Source organism: Dyadobacter sp. NIV53 (assembly GCF_019711195.1).
GTDB lineage: Bacteria > Bacteroidota > Bacteroidia > Cytophagales > Spirosomataceae > Dyadobacter.
The window spans coordinates 7,478,145-7,497,520 of the sequence record NZ_CP081299.1; the positions used below are offsets into that span (position 1 = coordinate 7,478,145).

7 protein-coding genes are annotated in these 19,376 nt (G+C 42.6%); 6 read left to right on the forward strand and 1 reads right to left on the reverse strand.

Annotation, left to right across the window (positions count from 1 at the left end):
* Nucleotides 1-143: 143 nt before the first annotated feature.
* The 6 genes from KZC02_RS30950 (at nt 144) to KZC02_RS30975 (ending at nt 15,219) form a co-directional block, all read left to right on the forward strand.
* Nucleotides 144-4,298, forward strand: a complete 4,155-nt coding sequence (locus KZC02_RS30950) for a hybrid sensor histidine kinase/response regulator transcription factor (RefSeq protein ID WP_221392186.1) — start codon at nt 144-146, stop codon at nt 4,296-4,298.
* A 382-nt stretch (nt 4,299-4,680) separates the two neighbouring features.
* On the forward strand, nt 4,681-7,899 hold the full coding sequence (locus tag KZC02_RS30955) for a TonB-dependent receptor (RefSeq protein WP_221392187.1): 3,219 nt from the start codon (nt 4,681-4,683) through the stop codon (nt 7,897-7,899).
* 48 nt (nt 7,900-7,947) lie between these two features.
* A complete protein-coding gene (locus KZC02_RS30960) occupies nt 7,948-9,573 on the forward strand; it encodes a RagB/SusD family nutrient uptake outer membrane protein (protein ID WP_221392188.1) in 1,626 nt (541 codons plus the stop codon).
* Nucleotides 9,574-9,591: 18 nt separating this feature from the next.
* Entirely contained in the window at nt 9,592-10,761 is a 1,170-nt protein-coding gene (locus KZC02_RS30965) for a glycan-binding surface protein (protein WP_221392189.1), read from the forward strand.
* Nucleotides 10,762-10,896: 135 nt separating this feature from the next.
* Nucleotides 10,897-12,804 carry a glycoside hydrolase family 44 protein gene (locus KZC02_RS30970; RefSeq protein WP_229253902.1) on the forward strand — a complete coding sequence of 636 codons (1,908 nt, stop codon included), beginning with the start codon at nt 10,897-10,899 and terminating at the stop codon, nt 12,802-12,804.
* Nucleotides 12,805-12,831: 27 nt separating this feature from the next.
* Complete coding sequence (locus KZC02_RS30975; protein ID WP_221392190.1) at nt 12,832-15,219, forward strand: alpha-xylosidase; 2,388 nt, start codon at nt 12,832-12,834, stop codon at nt 15,217-15,219.
* A 107-nt stretch (nt 15,220-15,326) separates the two neighbouring features.
* Here KZC02_RS30975 and KZC02_RS30980 read toward each other — a convergent pair whose 3' ends face one another.
* On the reverse strand, nt 15,327-19,169 hold the full coding sequence (locus KZC02_RS30980) for an ELWxxDGT repeat protein (protein WP_221392191.1): 3,843 nt from the start codon (nt 19,167-19,169) through the stop codon (nt 15,327-15,329).
* Nucleotides 19,170-19,376 lie beyond the last annotated feature (207 nt).

Below are 19,376 nucleotides of genomic sequence, written 5' to 3' on the forward strand. Positions count from 1 at the left end.
TATTACATTTCTTAGGTTGCATCAAACAATTAAATCACCTTCAATTGATTATTTATGAAATAGGTCTTTTCAATTCAAATGTTAAATAAAATCATTTCTTACTAAATATGGTTATTTTGTACATTTTATAAACATTTCTTTTAATGCAAAATTGGTTGTGGTACTTTTTATTGATCGTTGTATGTCTGCTTGGACTTTCAGGAACTGGCCTGACTCAGTCTTCTGACTATCAGTTTGCACGATATAGTGCTGAAAAAGGACTTTCACATAACCAGGTAAATTGCTTTTTAAAAGACAGACAGGGATTTGTCTGGATCGGCACCGCAGACGGGCTAAACCGATTTGACGGTTATTCTTTCAAAATATTTAAGCATAGTCCCGCTGATTCTACAAGCCTGACTGATCACCACGTCATTGACCTTTTTGAAGATCCGGACGGTTACATCTGGATTAATACAAATAAGGGTTATAATATTTATGATCCATCTACTGAACAGATTGATAAAAATGTCAATCGTGCAGCAAAACGACTAGGCTTGCCCGATGCCAACTTTAACAGGATTTTCAAAAACAAAAACGGGGATTACTGGATCAGTCATAACCGGTTTGGATTATTAAAATTCCGGCCTTCTAAAAAGCTTTTGTTAGCCGTAAAGTTTCGGCCCGAAAAAGCTGGTGGTTTGCAGGCAGGAGCTTCACTTCCAGTTATTTCCGATTTTAACGAAGACGGTTCCGGAAATTTATGGGTAGTTTATGATAATGGTTTTTTGGCAAGACTGGATGCAAAAACTTATAAACCAACTTACCAGAGCAGTTTGCTCAAAGACAAAAAGCTTGGGAATTCCACAAACCACCGCGTATATGTTGACGAACAAGGAGAACCATGGGTATACATCGTCCGGGCTGTGCGGGGAGCTTTTTACTTTGATTTAACAAAAAACGAATTACTTACAGTCAACACTTCGGCACTGGTTTTTAAGCTTAATAACAATATTGTCAGCGCCATTATTTCGGGGCCGGATGGGAAAATCTGGATTGGAACGGACCACGGAGGAATTAACATTATTGATAAAAAAAACGGGTCGGTAGGTGCATTGCAATACGACACCAACAATCCGAAAACGATTAGTCAGAACAGCATCCTGGCTTTGTATAAAGATGCGACAGGTATGATCTGGGCAGGTACCTTTAAAAAGGGTTTTTGCAATTATCACAAAAATATCTTCAAGTTTTCTCTAATCCGGCATTTACCGTCCAATGTTGGCAGCCTTCCTTTTGACGACGTAAATGTTTTTGCTGAGGACCGGAAGGGAAATATTTGGATCGGCGCCAACGGGGGTGGACTGATCCATTATGATCGGGGCAAAAATACTTTTAAGCAGTATAAAAATATTCCCGGAGATGAATCCAGTCTGAGTAACAACGTTATTGTCAGTTTATTTCTGGATAAAAGTGATGTGTTGTGGATTGGTACTTATTTTGGAGGGCTCAACAGTTTTGACGGAAAAACATTCAGACGATACCTGCACAATCCGTCCGATTCAACCAGTTTGGTAGACGACCGGGTTTGGGAAATCTTTGAGGATTCGAGCCGGCGACTTTGGGTCGGGACGCTGGGAGATGGCCTGGATTTGTTTGATCGCAAAAAAAGTACCTTTAAACATTACCGTCCTTTCGCTCCCAACTCGATCAGTTCTTTCTACATCGCCTCCATTATTGAGGACAAAGAAGGTGACATCTGGTTTGGTACGGCTTACGGAATCGATGTGCTTAAGAGAAATGCTGACAAATTCGTGCACTTCGGGCATGATGCAAAAAATCCAAAAAGTCTGAGCAGTGACGCAGTTATTTCGCTTGCTGAAGATGGCCTGGGAAACATCTGGATCGGAACGTCGGAAGGATTAAATCTTTATGATAAAAAACGTAACATGTTCACAGCCTATGATTCCAATGATGGTTTGCCAGATAATTCAATATTGACCATTGCGGTTGATGCGAAACAGAATTTATGGCTTGGAACGCCAAAAGGACTGGTTAATTTTCGTATAACTAAAAGAAACGGGACGTTGCCGGCAAAATTTGATATCAGGGCTTATAATGAAGTGGATGGTTTGCAGGGCAGAAGTTTTAACGAAAATGCAGCGATCAGGCTTCGTACAGGTGAACTGATTTTTGGTGGTGCTAATGGATTTACTATATTTTCACCGGACAAACTGGAAGATGAGCCCATAATTTCAGAAGTTGTACTAACTGACTTCCAGGTTTTTAACAAAAGTATAAAGCCGGACGAAAAACTGAATGGAAAAATTGTGTTGCAAAAATCAATTTCAATTACCGATGAAATTCAGTTGAAATACAGTCAGAATGTGTTTACGATCGAATTTGCAGCACTTAATTTTTTGCATTCGGATAAAAACCATTATCTGTACCGACTCGAAGGATTTAATGACCGCTGGTTTGAGGCTGATAACAACACACGAAAAGTCACTTACACCAATCTTGATCCGGGACAGTACGTCTTTAAAGTGAAGATGAAACAAGGTGATGCTGTTTCAAAAGAACGTATTCTTAAAATTCAGATCGATCCTCCGTTTTGGAAAACACCTCTTGCCTATATCGCTTACTTTTTACTGATCGTGGGTGCACTCGCAGTTGCGCGTTGGGTCATCCTGGAAAGGGAACGACTGAATTTTAAACTGGAACAGGAGAGGAGGGAAGCATTGCAATTGCATGAGCTGGATATGATGAAAATCAAATTTTTCACCAACGTCAGCCATGAGTTTCGTACGCCGCTCACGCTGATGCTCACACCGCTGGAAGGACTTTTACATAATCTGCAGGCTGATTTGGGTGTTCGTAATCAGCTTTCGATGATCCATAGAAATGCACGCAGGCTGCTGAATTTAGTGACGCAGCTTCTTGACTTCAAAAAGCTTGAAGTGGAAGAAACGCGGTTCAGTCCGGAAAAAGGGGATATTATCCGGTTCATCAGGGAAATCGCTTTTACTTTTTCGGATTTATCCGAACGCAAACACATCATCTTCACTTTTGAAACGGATATCGAATCCCGCTATGCCCTTTTTGATCAGGAAAAACTTTCCAGAATCATGTACAATCTTTTGTCCAATGCATTCAAATTCACACCAGAAAATGGAAGCGTTTCTGTAATAGTCAAGATTGTGGATTTAGAAGGAGCGGAGCAGCTGGAAGTCAGGGTTGGAGATTCTGGAATAGGCATTCCGTTTGTAGCTCAGGCCAAAGTTTTTGATCGCTTTTTTCAACATACTTTACCTGATCATATAGTTAATCAGGGAAGTGGGATCGGACTTTCTATCACCTGGGAGTTTGTGAAACTGCACGGAGGAAATATTGTTGTGGAAAGTGATGAAGGCAAAGGCAGTACTTTCATCATGCATTTGCCGCTAGGCGTAGTGGAAAATGCCAGCACGTTACCGGAAACGGTACAAAAAGTATTTACCAAAGAAGAATCACCTGAGTCAGAAGAAATCCAGGCTGTTATGGATCGAAAAAACAAACCAGTACTGCTGTTGGTTGAGGATAATGATGAGTTTCGGGAATATCTTCGGGAAGTGCTTCAAAAAAATTATAAGATCCACGAGGCTGCAAATGGAAAAACGGGTTTGGAAATCACTTTGGAAATTATTCCGGACCTGATTGTGAGCGATGTTATGATGCCTGAAATGGACGGGATGCAACTATGCCGGATGATTAAGACGGACAACAGGATTTCGCACATTCCAGTCATATTACTTACAGCCCGGGCGGAAGAGGAACAGCAGCTTCAGGGTTATGAGACTGGTGCTGATGCGTACGTGACTAAACCATTCCGGCTGGATATTTTACAGGCTCAGATCCGCAACCTGATACGGCTTAGGGAAAGTTTTCAAAAACAGTTTCAAAAACATATTCACATCGGGCCAAGTGAAATTGCTGTACGATCACTGGATGAACAATTTATTAACAAGGCCGTAAAAGTAGTGGAAGAAAACATGGTGAATCCGGAATATACGGTGGAAGAACTTAGTTCAGAAATGGCAATGAGCAGAATGTATCTGTATAAAAAATTGTTGTCGCTGACAGGGAAAACCCCTGTAGAATTTATCAGGATCATCAGGATACGCAGGGCCGCATCACTACTCGAAAAAAGCCAGCTGACAGTTTCAGAAATCGCCTATCAGGTCGGTTTTAATAACCCTAAATATTTTGCCAAACTCTTTAAGGAAGAATATAAAGTACTTCCGACAGAGTACCGGAAAAAGGATCTGATCAATGAATAAAACACTGAAATTCCCAACCTTAAATCCGATTTTGTAAAGGATTAATTGCATATATAGATGATATTCTTATCGGAATAATACAACAAATAGATTTTATTGTTTTACTGCAAATGAGATTCTTTCCAATCGGGAGAATCTCATTTTTTTTCATTTTTGTTTCGAAAACATTAATATTAGCAGAAAATAATGCCCTTTTTTACCCTTAGTTTACATTTGAATACCTATCTGTAAACATTTGGCACCCCTGCTCTTTAATTTTATCCATCACATTTGATCAAAAATAAATTCGAAATATACCAAAAGAAGATAATGCGAAGGCTATTATTGGAAATGTATAAACCGAATGAATTTGTCCAATGCATTTTTTAACCTTAAAACAATTATGCAACTAAACGTGTACCCAAGCAGAAGGGCAAAGCGAAGCCTGGAATCCCTTATGAAGTCCTTACGCACTTCTCTGTTCTTAACAGGAATGATGCTGGCTTCAGGAGGTCTTTTTGCCCAGCAGGATGTCAAAAAAACCGTCACCGGTTCGGTCTTATCAGAAGATGGAAGCGATGGGATTCCCGGAGTGAGTGTAGTAATAAAAGGCACATCAAACGGAACAACAACCAATAACCAGGGCGTGTTTACGATTGAAGCGTCGGCTGGCAGCACACTTGTTTTTTCCTTTATCGGATATGAAACAAAGGAGGCAAGTGTGGGTAATAAAACCAAAATTGAAATAAAACTTAAAGAAAGTATTGCCAATCTGAACGAGGTGGTGGTGGTAGGTTACGGCGAAATGAAAAAAACGGATGTATCCAGTTCACAGGTAACCGTTTCAGGTAAAGACCTTAGCAAAACGATCAATACTTCTCTGGAGCAAGGTTTACAAGGGCGAGCTGCCAACGTAATGGTTCAGCAGAACTCCGGACAGCCGGGTGCAGCCCCTTCCGTTTTGATACGCGGATTGAGCTCCTTGACTGGAACTACACAGCCTCTGTATGTAATTGACGGTGTGCAGATTAAGCCTGATAATATGAAGGACGATCCGAATAACCGGCCTACTGGTTTTTCAAACATACTTTCCAGTATTAACCCGGATGATATTGAAACGATTAACGTGTTGCAGGGACCTTCGGCAACTGCTATTTATGGTGCCGTGGGTGCGAATGGGGTTGTGATGATCACGACAAAAAGAGGAAAAGCAGGAGAAGCCAAGATTACCTTCAATTCTTTACTGACGTTGCAGGCTGAGCCAAAACATATAGATGTAATGAATCTCAGCCAGTATGCGCAGTTTAGAAACGAATTGGCTGCAATTGGAGGAACTGCAACAGATCCGGATTTTGCTGATCCTTCGGTATTAGGAAAGGGAACCGATTGGCAGAGTGCGTTATTTCGTCCTACAACATTGCAAAAGTATTCTCTTGGATTAAGCGGAGGAACTGAAAAGACGACTTACTACTTATCCGGCGAATATTTTAACCAAAAAGGTATTGTTGAAGGCTCTGGTTTCAAGCGTTATAATTCACGTCTGAATCTGGAAAACCAGACACGGAGCTGGCTGAAAGTAGGAGCTAACCTAAGCGTGGGTATTACTGAAGAAAAAGTGAATACTTCCAATGGCGGTATTATTCAGCTTGCGCTGGATCAGAATCCGAGTGTACCCGTTACCAATCCCGACGGAAGCTGGGGTGGACCTGCTACTACGCAGTTCCAGTTTTCTAACCCGGTGATGATTTCAAAAATCAATAACGATTACAATCGGCGGACATCCATTTTGGGAAGTCTATTTGCAGATGTAAAATTATCGAAACGTCTGACATGGCATACAGAAGCGAACGGTAGTTCTGAGTTTTTGAAATACTACTCTTTCCATCCTTCTTATACCATTGGCGGTTATGTGGTATCGCAGGATGCGGCAACTTCTACCCGCTCTGTCAATACCAATACCTGGTGGAGTTTGCATAGCAGGGTGCAGTACGATTTGAAACTGGATAAGCATAGTGTTAATTTAATGGCTGGTCATGAAGCTCAGTCTTTTACTTACGAATCTTTGACAGGAACGCGTAAAAAATTCATTACCAATACTATTGAAGAGCTTTCCGGCGGTGATGGTTCTTCGATCTCCAATGTCAGCAATAGCAGCAGTAAAGGTTCGGGCTCAAGGGAATCTTATTTTGCGCGTTTGAATTACAGCTTCAAAGACCGCTACATCGTACAGGGAACATACCGGATGGATGGTTCATCTGCGTTTCGCCAGGGCCGTCGCTGGGGTAATTTTCCAGCCGTTTCTGTGGCATGGAGGGCTTCTGAGGAAGAATTCCTTAAAGCTGTACCTGCTATCAATGACCTGAAATTCCGTTTTGAAGTTGGCCGCTCAGGTAACCAGGGCAGTGGTGGAAATGCTATTTATTCCACATTACAAGCTGTACCAACAGGCTGGGGAACAGGGTTTCTTGCATCCAACTTTGCCAATGAATTCCTTACCTGGGAAAAAGATGATGTGATTAACGCAGGTATGGATCTGCACATGTTCAGCAACCGAATTGAGCTGATCGTGGATGCCTATATGAAAGATATTAAAAGTCTGATCACAATCAATTCATATCCTTTCAGTTATGGAGGTGATATAGCTTATTCGCCAGGATATCTTAGCTGGCCGTCAGTGAATGCAGGTTCCATGCGTAATAAAGGGATTGGATTTACTTTGAATACTGTTAATATTGACAAAGGTGGTTTTTATTGGAAAACAGGCCTTAACCTTTCTTTCGACAGAAATAAAGTAACTTCCCTTCTGAATCCGATCACACCGATCTGGAATGCTACTTCCGTAGGTTTCAAAACCGAAGTGGGAAAGCCTGCAAGTATGATCACAGGTTACATTGCTGAGGGAATTTTCCAGGATGCAAATGACATTAAAGATCACGCAATTCAGACTTCAAACGGAGAATTGACGATCAATCCGGCAACCGGAACGTGGATCGGAGATACCAAATTCAAAGACTTAAACGGCGATGGTGTAATTGATGCTGAAGATCGTACCGTCATTGGTAATCCATGGCCAAAATTCACGCTGGGTTTGAATAACAATGTGATGTACAAAAACTTTGAGCTTAATGCATTTCTGACCGGCAGTTTCAAAAATGACGTGCTGAACTATCCACGTTACCGCGCTGAAATCCCCGGAAACGGAGGAACATTTGGAAATCAATGGTCGTCCGTTGCGAATTATGCTAAACCAAGCAGTTACAATGTAGGAGATGCCGAAACAGCTACATTAACCAACCCGGGTTATGTGATTCCGAGAATTGCTCCTGGTGATCCAAACGGTAACAGCCGTATGAATACCAACTTTATTGAAGACGGCTCATATGTTCGTCTGAAAAATATTACGCTTAGCTACAATTTTCCTAAAACGATGCTGAAAGACTTCTTTATCAGAGGTTTGAAGGCTTCTGTTGGTGCTCAAAACCTATTTACAATTACCAAATATAAAGGGTATGACCCGGAGATTGGAATGGTGAATTATGGTGGAACTGTCATGGCTGGAATTGACACAGGCCGTTATCCGTCGGTTCGTATGTATTCGTTTGGTTTACTGGCTGATTTTTAAGTTTGTTAAAATCGCTGATATAAAATTCAATCTCAAAAAATATTTTCCATGCAATTCAAGATAAAACTTTTAGCCGCAATCGGAGCATTGATGCTCATACAGGGATGCAAGGAGGACTTCCTTGACCGCCCGCCTGTGGATGCGCTGACATCAGGTAATTTCTACAAAACCGATGAAGAAATTATGGCCGGAACGGCACCACTTTACAACATCGTATGGTTCGATTTCAATGACAAGGCAAACATGGCTTTTCAGGAAGCCAGAGCGGGGAATCTGAATTCAAATGACCGGACTGCTTATATCAAACATGCTATTCCTTCAACGGATGCAAGTACCTTGTTGCCGGGTTATAAATCGTTTTACAAAATAATAGCACAAAGTAATAACGCCTACAAAGCAATTAAGGAAGCTACCGGAAGTACAGCTTCTGCGGCCGGCAAAAACCAGGGTTTGGGAGAATGTCGTTTTATGCGCGGAACAGCCTACTATTATTTGGTGGCCAATTGGGGAGCTGTGCCGATCGTATATGACAACGTGGCCCAGATCAACGAAGCGCCTGCCCGTAACACTATTGAGGATGTCTGGAAACTGATCATTCATGATTTTCGCTATGCGGCAGCAACGCTTCCTGCGACAGCAGTACAAGGCCGGTTGACAAAATATTCAGCCGAAGGTATGCTGGCGCGCATGTATCTGATGCGTGCAGGTCTGAACCAGAACGGCACACGAAACCAGTCGGATCTGGACAGTGCCAAATTCTATGCAGAAGATGTCATCACTAAAAGTGGCCTGACATTGGCTCCTTCTTATTCGGAATTGTTTTTGAGTGCGAACAACAACAGCTCGAAAAACAATTCGGAAAGTCTGTTCGCTTTGCAATGGATGCCTCTGAGCTCTCCATGGGGAATAAATAATTCGTTTCAGGCTTATTTTGCTTATGAATCGGCGATCACTACCACTGGCGATGGCTGGGGTGCGGCACAGGGTGTTTCGGCTGACCTGGTGAAATATTTTACTGAAAATCCTGCTGATTCATTGAGAAGAAAAGCGATCGGGATGTTTGACAGCGATGTGTATCCCGAAATTAACAAAGCCAACGGCGGACTTAAATACAACAGGCCGGCTGCGTTATCGGCGATTAAAAAATACATCATCGGCTCACCTGCTGACAATGGCGGCCTGGGTGGCTTCATGGCTGCGAATATCAATTCATATATGCTTCGTCTGGCGGAAATTTACCTGATTTATGCGGACGCTACATTGGGTAACAGTGTTTCAACGACTGATCCCAAAGCTTTGTCTTATGTAAATGCGGTTCGTAAAAGAGCCGGTTTGGCTGACAGGACTTCTTTGACATTTGAGCAGATCTTCCAGGAAAGAAGAATTGAAACTGTTTTTGAGGGAAATTCATGGAACGAGATCGTACGCTGGTATTATTTCAATCCTGCAAAAGCGATGGCATATACTGCTGCTCAGCATAAGGAAAACTATACCATGACGTACGTGCCGGGTTCTACCAATCCTAAGAAATACACCGTAACTTATTCAATTGCTGAATTTTATCCGTTGACAGCCAGCACACTTTATCTGCCTTTTCCAGAGGCTGAAATCGTGAATGCGCCATCATTGAAAAATGAACCGGTAGCTTTTGATTTCAGCAAATTAGTTGATTAATCCTTAAATAAAATTGACATGAATTTTAAGCATATATATAAAGCCGGCCTGGGATTAGTAGTTGCATTCAGTGCACTGTTATCTTTCCAAAGCTGTGAAAATAAAGATGACGTTGATGGTGCACCCACGATCAGCAATGTGAGACTTTTAGATCCGGCTAGCGCAGATAGTTCCCTGAGCGCAGCATTACCCGGAAGTAAAATTGTAATTCAGGGACAAAATCTGGGAAGTGTTTTAAAAGTTTATTTTAATGATTTCGATGCAACTTTTAATTCAGCTTTGGGTAGTAATAGCAATATCATCATTACTATTCCGGCAGAGGCTCCGACAAAAGCTGTCGATGCCGCGGTTTCCAATAAAATAAAAGTGGTAACAAAAGGTGGAGAAGCAACTTATGATTTTAGTTTGACATCACCGAAGCCTGTTCTGAACGGTTTGTATTCTGAATTTGTAAAACCTGGCGGAACGATTATTATTCTCGGAGATTACTTCTACAATATTAAAAATGTGAAGTTAGGAGCAACAAATCTTGAAGTTTTGAGCTCAACAGAAAAGGAGATCAGGGCGAAAATGCCAGCTGTTGGTGCCATAGATTATATTACGATCGAAGGTGAGTTCGGTACAGCGAAAACGAATTTCAAATTGAACGATACTACCGTATACATGATGAACTTCGATGTACCGGTTACGACCTGGGGAGCGACAGTTTGTTATGGAAGTGCTGCAATTATTCCCGGTACCGATCCGCAAGCTATTTCTGGCAAGTTTTCAAGAATCAAACAAGTTGATTTACCAAAAACTGGCTACGAAGACAAATGGGTTCTTTCCTCCTGTTATTTCGAGTTCAAACTTCCGGCGGGAGCAGCGGAAAACAGGCAGTTCAAATTCGAGCACAATATCGTTGAAGCGTGGAAAGCAGGCAAATATGATATTACTCTAAATGCTGGCGGAACAGATTATATTTATTCCTTTCAACCCTGGAACTCGACCTTGTATTCTTCATCAGGTTATATGACAAGTGGCTGGAAAACAGCGGTAATTGAGTTAGCTGATTTCAAGAGCTCGTCTGGATCTACCATTGCTGACGTATCAAAAATCACGGATCTGAAGGTGTCGTTCAATACGCCTGATCAGACGATTGCTTCCTTCAACGGAAGTGTAGATAATTTCAGGATCGTCGCAAAATAACCCAAGGACTTAGCTTTGGGTTGGCATATGCCTGGGCAGGATGGCTTTAGCCGAAGTACCAGTGTTGGCTAAAGCCGGTAGCCTCGAAGCGGCATTATAACCCACGGCTCAAGCCGTGGGTTAATAGATACTCCCATGATTTACACCAAACTGATGTTTGAAACTTTCCGAGTTATTTTCTTTTGTGTCGTTGCAGTAATGTACTGTTTTAATGTTTCCGCACAAATTACAATTCAGATTGACGCTGAGGCAGAGCAAAGACCAATTTCCCCGTTTCTGTATGGCAGAAACAATTCCTTCTCTTCTACGGATCCAAACTGGACTTTACCGGAAGAAGATCTTGTCAGGCTTCACGATGCCGGCATTACATTTTTCAGGGAAAGCGGAGGAAATAACAGCAGTAAGTATAACTGGCGACGCAGGCTTTCAAGTCATCCGGATTGGTATAACAATGTGTATACCAATAACTGGGACCAATCTGCACAGACTTTACAGAAAAACTTTCCTAATGCACATGGACTTTGGGCCTTTCCGCTTTTGGGTTATGCAGCCAAAACCAATCAGGCAAATTTTGGCGACTGGAATTATAACCAGTCGAAATGGTGGGAGGGAGTGACCCAGAACCTTGCGGGAAACGGTGTACCAAATGGAAACGGCATAAAGGCAAAAGTGGAAGGAGATATTAATTTGTATCTGGAAAAATGGGATGCGGACTCTGCTACCGGGATCCTGGATCATTGGTTTGGTACGGGAGGATTAGGATTGGATAAAAACCAAATCCGTTACTGGAACATGGACAATGAGCCTGAAATATGGTCGGGAACGCACGACGATGTGATGCCTGTTCAGATTTCGGCGGAAGAATTTATGCAGCGGTACATTACCCTTGCTAAAAAAGCCAGGCAGAAATTCCCTGAAATTAAGCTTGTCGGGCCTGTAACGGCAAATGAATGGCAGTGGTACAATTGGGATAACAATACCATTTCGTCAAACGGAAAAAACTATCCCTGGCTGGAATATTTTATCAAAACCATTGCAGAAGAGCAAAAGAAAAGCGGTGTCCGTCTTCTGGATGTGCTTGATATTCACTTTTATCCTTCTTCGAAAAAAACCGAAGAGGTTGTTCAATTCCATCGTGTATTTTTTGACAGAAATTACAGTTTTCCGGAAGCGAATGGTGTAAAAAAAATATCAGGATCCTGGGATAACAATCTTACAAAAGAATATATTTTCGGAAGGGTGAACAACTGGCTTGCAACCTATCTGGGTGCGGATCATGGTGTCACATTGGGACTGACTGAAACAGGGTTGGATGGAAGTATAGAGCCCAGCGTTACCGCTGTCTGGTATGCTTCAACGATGGGTGAATTTATGAAAAATGGCGTTGAGATTTTTACTCCCTGGTCCTGGACAACTGGAATGTGGGAGACGGTCCATCTGTTTAGCCGCTATAATCAGAAAGTTTCGGTTCAGTCTGTATCAGCAAACGAAACGCTGGTTTCAGCATATTCGTCTGTAAATGAAGCTCGTGACTCCATGACGGTTGTTTTAGTCAATCGTTCTGCCGCACAAAACCAGGCGGTGACTGTTCAACTTGATCATTTTTCTCCTGTTCAGGAAAAAGTTACGGTGTATACCTTATCACAATTGCCGTTCGCCGAAACCTTTAAATCCCACATAGAGAACGCACTTAAAAAATCGGAGATAACGCCTGCCGGAAATATGCTGAGCCTCACACTTCCTGCTATGTCAGTAACTTCCATTCAGTTGAAGGCAGGTACCATTTTGGCAGCAAAACCAGTTATTGAACCAGATATTACTATTTATCCAAATCCAACCTGGGACAGCATTACAGTCAAATGGAATAACCCGGTTTTTGATCGGATAGAGATTATTGATAAGTCGGGAAATGTCGTGTTTCAGCAGCCGGTCATGAAATCGCAGAGTGTCCTTCAAATCAGCAGGAAGTTTACAGATGGCTTACACATCGTAAAATTGAGTGGAGGCCAAAACGTTGTTACCAAAAAAATTATAGCCCATTGATTTGAAAAAATCACTTTATTGTCAAAAATGCGCCCTATTCAGCTACTCCCTAAGACATTTTCCTTACTATTTTTATTATTATTTTGTGCAGCCAATGATATGGTTTTGGCGCAGCAACACAGCAAACTGATCAACGAGCCGGTCGATATCAGCGAGGACTTCCGGGATTTTTCCAATACTTTTTTCTTTGCCGATAGTCTGGCTTCTTTTGATCCTGAAACAGGGAAAGGAAAGGTAAAATGGAAGAGGCATGAAGCGTTTTCAGCGCATAATTTCAACAACTCCATGATCAGCTACAAACGGTCGTATAGCAATGAATTCCCGGCTATTGAATATGCACAGGATCCGTCATTGCCATTTTCTGTTGAATTTACTTCTGAAAGAACGATCCGTATCCGTGCCAGTACAAGCACGGAAAAAGTAAGTACGGAACCATCATTAATGTTGGTCAAAGAGCCGGTTTTTGATAAATCCTGGAAGTACAACAAAGTGAAGGGCGGGCATCAATATACCGGAGCCTATGGTTCTGTAACGGTTTTTGAAAATCCGTGGAAAGTTGAGATAAGGGATCAGACTGGGAAGCTCTTAACCCAAACCCGCAGTAAACTGGATGGACAAACATCTTATACGCCCAACTTGCCCTTTTCTTTTGTACGCCGTGCTTCCGATTATTCAAGGAGTGTAGCGGCTGTATTCTCTATTTCACCTGACGAAAAAATATTTGGCTGCGGTGAATCTTTTACCAAACTGGATAAAAACGGACAGAAAATTGTACTATGGACGCATGATCCAAACGGGGTTGAAACGCAGACGATGTACAAACCGGTTCCCTTTTATTTGAGTTCGAGAGGATATGGTATGTTCATGCATACTTCTTCACCTATTACCTGCGATTTTGGCGCTACTTACGGAGAATCCAATGCGATGCAGATTGGTGACGAAAACCTGGATCTTTTCATTTTTCTGGGTGAACCCAAAGATATATTGAATGCCTATACCGATTTAACCGGCAAAGCAGAAATGCCACCATTGTGGTCCTTTGGCTTGTGGATGAGCAGGATAACCTATTTTTCTGAACAGGACGGACGTAACGTTGCCGACAAACTACGCAGGAACCGGATTCCTTCTGATGTGATCCATTTTGATACAGGCTGGTTTGAAACCGACTGGCGTTGCGACTATAAATTCTCACCAAGCCGGTTCAAAGATCCTGCCGGAATGATTGCTGATCTGAAAAAGCAGGGTTTTCATACTTCACTCTGGCAGTTACCTTATTTTGTTCCAAAAAATGACCTTTTCCCCGAAATTGTTGCGGAAGGATTGGCTGTAAAAAATGCAAATGGAACGCTGCCTTACGAAGATGCCGTACTGGATTTTTCCAATCCTGAAACGATAAAATGGTATGAGGACAAAATCGGTGGATTACTGAAACTGGGTGTATCGGCTATTAAGGTGGATTTCGGTGAAGCGGCACCTTTATCCGGTGTTTACGCTTCCGGTAAAACAGGTTTTTACGAGCATAATCTTTATCCGCTGCGTTACAATAAAATTGTTTCTGAACTGACTAAAAAAATGACCGGTGACCGGATTATCTGGGCGAGAAGTACCTGGGCGGGCAGTCAGCGATATCCGATTCACTGGGGTGGCGATGCCGAAACTACGAATAAAGGAATGCAGGCACAGCTTCGTGGCGGGTTGTCATTGGGCCTTTCTGGATTCACATTCTGGAGCCATGATATTGGCGGTTTTACAATGAAAACACCGGAGGATCTGTATCGTCGCTGGCTGCCGATGGGTGTACTGGCATCACATACCCGAACACATGGACAAGCACCGAAAGAACCCTGGGAATACGGTGAAGATTTCCAGAATTACTTTCGTAAGGCTGTTGAATTGAAATACAAATTAATGCCATACATCTACGCACAATCTAAAATTGCCTCCGAAAAAGGCCTTCCGATGTTGCGTGCATTGTTTATAGAATTTCCAAATGATCCGGGATCCTGGCTAATTGATAACCAGTATATGTTGGGCACGGACGTATTGGTCGCACCGTTTTTTGAACAGGGCAAAATACGTTCTGTTTATTTGCCAAAAGGACAATGGATTGATTACCAAACCCGAAAAGTGTACGAAGGCGGCTGGCACGAAATTGCATCAGGAGAGCTTGAAGTAATAATGCTGGTCCGGGAAGGTGCCGTGTTGCCACAGGTGAAAGTTGCACAGTCAACCGGTGAAATTGACTGGAAAAATATAGAGCTTGTTAGTTTCGCGTTTAAGTCAGATAAAGCTTCTGTACAGGTTTGTTTGCCTTCGGATAATGTTGTTAAAGAAGTTTTGCTTGTAAGAAAAGGGAAGAATTTAATTGTGAGCCAGGATCCGTTTAAGGGTACAATTGCCTTTAAAATGCAATGAATTAACCCACCTTTAATGTGAATAATCAGAACCTGATTTTGTGATAATAGCAGCATGTCTTTCAGAATAAATACATTCAAAAGACATGCTGCTTTTTGCGTGGTATACTATTCTGTAAACATCACTTTGATAGTTTCAGTAAATACCTCCGACTGGATTTTCATGAGATACATTCCTTTTGATAACTGCATGGAAGTAATATCTACATCAAGCCTCGTCGGTGATACAGTTGATCCCTGGGATTGTATTGAATAAGTATTTCCGGATAAATTGATCAGCTGCAAATCTACCTTTCCCTTATGTTTGCCAGACACAACTACTGAAAAGCGTTTACCGGTCGGGTTCGGGTAAATGCCGGATGCAGAAAACTCCTCATTATTATCCGTCTTTTCTAATACAGCCACAACATCTTCTTCCCCGCTAAGCTTAGCAGCAGGCAGTGCTACTGCCTGAATGACCAGCTGTGGGATGTTAACCGCAGTTTCACGGCTGTTAAAAGTCAGCTGGCTATTCTGATTGGCTGGATTCGTGATAAACAAACTGACTACTTTGTCGCCTGCAAGCTGGGATTTGACAAACGCAGTAACATCAATTTCGTAGTATTTGGCAGCATTGTTTACATTCACAGAACCTAAAATGCTGCCTGATGCGGCGGGAGCACTGTTCCAGTTGATATCAGTTTCTACCCATGCATCGTTGATAACCCCATAAGCAGAGAGCCCAATATTTGCAGTACCCTGGATATTCGAACCATAAAGGCGCAGTTTGGCAGTACCAACCTGACTTACACCGGCCAATGAAAATTTAAGATAAGCATTACGCTGATAACTTGGCAGGCTACCGGTTTTCACTTCCAGCGTATTGGTGGTTCCATAATTGATATTGTCGTTAGGTGTATTACGTACAGTTGCATCAGCGAGCGGTCCCAGGATCACTTGTATTGGCACCACTTCAATAGCGGCAATAACGGGCTTATCGGTTGCTCCTGACAGAAAGTTTATGTTCAGGATACCATCAGTTACATTAACCGTAAATGTCTCTGTTCTGGCACGCATCGCACCTCCGGCTGAGGCAAAAATATCATAGTTGGTCAGTTTTCTGCTGCCTTCTATCTCTACATGAAACCTGCGTTTGCCAGTTCCGGTTGAGCCTCCCTTTCCAGGTACTCCCCAGTACAGTTCGGCAAAATGCAGCACTACGCTCACCTGGCCATTGGCAACGGGAGTATTATATTGAAAAGCGGAACCAAAACGCTGTTCTTTGTAAAGCTGGTCGTCGGTTGTACCCTGGATATCACCGCTTCCGGCATTGGATATTTGTGTAGTCCCGCTAAAATACTGGTCAGCGGAAAAGTTTCTGCCGGAGGATGCAGCAAATGCCGCACCACCAGAGTTAATACGTAATGAGGCAGGCGGCAACACCTGGTATTTGTAGAGCTCCATGCCGGCTGAACCATTATTGGCAGAAAAGAGGAGCGTTCCATTATAATTGGTTGCACTTTGAAAACCGGAACTTCCGCTTAAATTAAAATCCTGTACCATAAAGGTTCCAGCGTCCGTACCATCAGTTCGCCATAGCTCTTTGCCATGCACGTAGTCTGAGACGGTAAAATAAACGATATTGCCAACGGCTGCCAGAGTCCTGATTCCCGGATTGTTAGATACCGCACCAATTTCTTTAACCTGATGTGTTCCTCCCGGCGTTCCGTCACTTACCCATAACTGGTCACCGTTCTCTGAATCAAATGGTACAAAATAGTACAAGCCACTGGCGTAAATTCCGCTATGGAGATAAGTGCCATCCGGATAGCCATCAAAACCAGCAAGTAGGATGGTTCCTGCCGCTGTACCGTCCGTTCTCCACAGCGCTTCCTGGGAACCGACTTCACTTGCATTAAAATATAATAGTCCACCGGCTCTTGTTAAACCTCCGATATAAGCATCCGCCCAGTCATACAGTTTCTTTATAATGACTGTGCCGGCCGTTGTTCCATTTGTTTTGACAAGCTGTGTACCATTAGCATTTTCAATTGTATAATAAAGCGATCCATTAAGTACAGTTGCACCAAAACGCAAAAGTGTGTTCACCGCTTCATCCGCGAGGTTTTTTATGATTGCTGTTCCGGAAGCCGTCCCGTTCGTCTTCCAAAGCTCGTAACTATCTACACCATCCCAGGCTGGAAAATATAATTGGCCGTTAAGCACTGAGGGTTTAAAGCCGGGCGTAGATGGAAAGCTTGTCACCTGCACAGTACCCGTTGCTGATCCGTCGCTTTTCCAGAGCTGAAGTGTTTCTTCGGATGTAACCACACCAAAATAAAGAGTTCCGTTTACATCAATGAGGCCCTTAATTTCGTCATCACTGGCAGATATCACATTTTTCACAAGTACAGTACCAGAAGCTGTTCCATTGGTTTTCCAGATTTCCTTCCCATTTGCTATGAAAAACAGGTTTGTATTAACCTTCGTAAGTTGTTCAGGGCTGGAGCCATTTGAACCAGGCGTAACATCTTTTACCAATACGGTTCCTGCGGCCGTCCCGTCAGTTTTCCAAAGCTCGCGCCCGCTTATTCCATTATCAGCTGCAAAGTAACGTATGCCATTCAGCTCGGTAAAACCATCCGGATCTGAACCCGGAGGAAAAAGATTTGTGATCCGAACCGTTCCTGAAGCCATAAGATTTGATTTATACAACTGGTTTCCATGTGTATCGACACCACTAAAAAACACAGTCCCGGAAACATTAACGGCATCGCCAGCGGAAAAGTCTACCACTTTCTGCGTACCGGCACTGGTGCCGTTACTTTTCCAAAGTGTCTCGCCTGTTCCGTAACCAGTTGAAAAGACTGCCTGGCTGCCTACTGCAAACATACGTTCAAAGTTGACTTCTTCATCCGGATTAACATCCTTAACAAGCACTGTTCCGGATTCTGTTCCGTTACTTTTCCAAAGGTCATAGCCATAGTCAGAGGCTCTTGCTGTAAAAAACAGTGTTCCATTGACATTGGTCAGAAGTTGTGGTTCAGAACCATCATCCGCTCCTGCCAGGATATCTTTTACACGTACAGTTCCAGATGCAGTACCGTTTGATTTCCACAATTCGATATCAGGATATTGCTGCCCAGCCGAAAAATAAAAAGTGGAGCCTGCTAATATTGGATTGTCAATAGTTACAAAGCCATCTTTCACAATCGTTATAGTGTTTCCGTCAGTCCGTTTCAAAGCCTTTCCATCTGAAAAATACATGTAGCCGTTGAGAGCAACTGGTTTGAAACTACCTGAAAAGGCCGGACCAGGCACGGTTCCCGCGGTTGTGCCATCACTTCTCCATAACTGGTGTGTTGCATCTGAACCATAGCCGGTTTCAATAAGGAAGTACATGAACCCGTTGAAGTTAAAGAAGTCATATGGCCCCGTTGAGAAAAACTCTTCCGATGGAAAACTCTTCACTTTTACGGTTCCTGCTACTGTACCGTCGGTTTTCCACATATTTCTGGTGGTGCCATCCGAAGCTGAAAAATAGATAGCGCCTTTGTATTCAAAAATGTCGAGCTTTTCGTACTCGGTGCTATAAACAGGTTGAAGTGGAAAGGTTCCTGCCTTGCTGCCGTCACTGCGAAATAGCCAGTAATGCCCATCATAAAGTGCTACGAAAAAAACAAATTTACCAGCAGCGGTCAGGTTTTTGGCAGGATAATCAAATATCTCCGGTAGCTCTGTCAGGACATAAGTTCCGGCGGCAGTTCCGTCGGTTCGCCAAAGATTAAGTTTATTAATCTCATCATAAGACATCGTAAAATAGAGGCCGCCGGCCGTAGCGGCCTGGTTGTTGACATAAAGACCTCCCGAGCCTTCCGTAGTGTTAATATCCTTGACAAGTTCAATAGTCTGTGCCTTTAACACATGTGATAATAAAAATAGAGTTACCAACCATAAACGATTCTTTTTCATAACGTTAAGTTTAAAAAATGGATACAATCTGATCACTTTTCAAATATATCATTAAGAGACTTCACTCGTTCAGTTTTAACTATCTCAATAGTTGTCGAGTTCTTAAGCGGTAGATAATGTAAAATTTAGGTCGTTTTTTGGATAAAAATTTTAATTTTATATACACATGGTAACATAAAAAAGACCGGTAAAAATGAGTTTCTACCG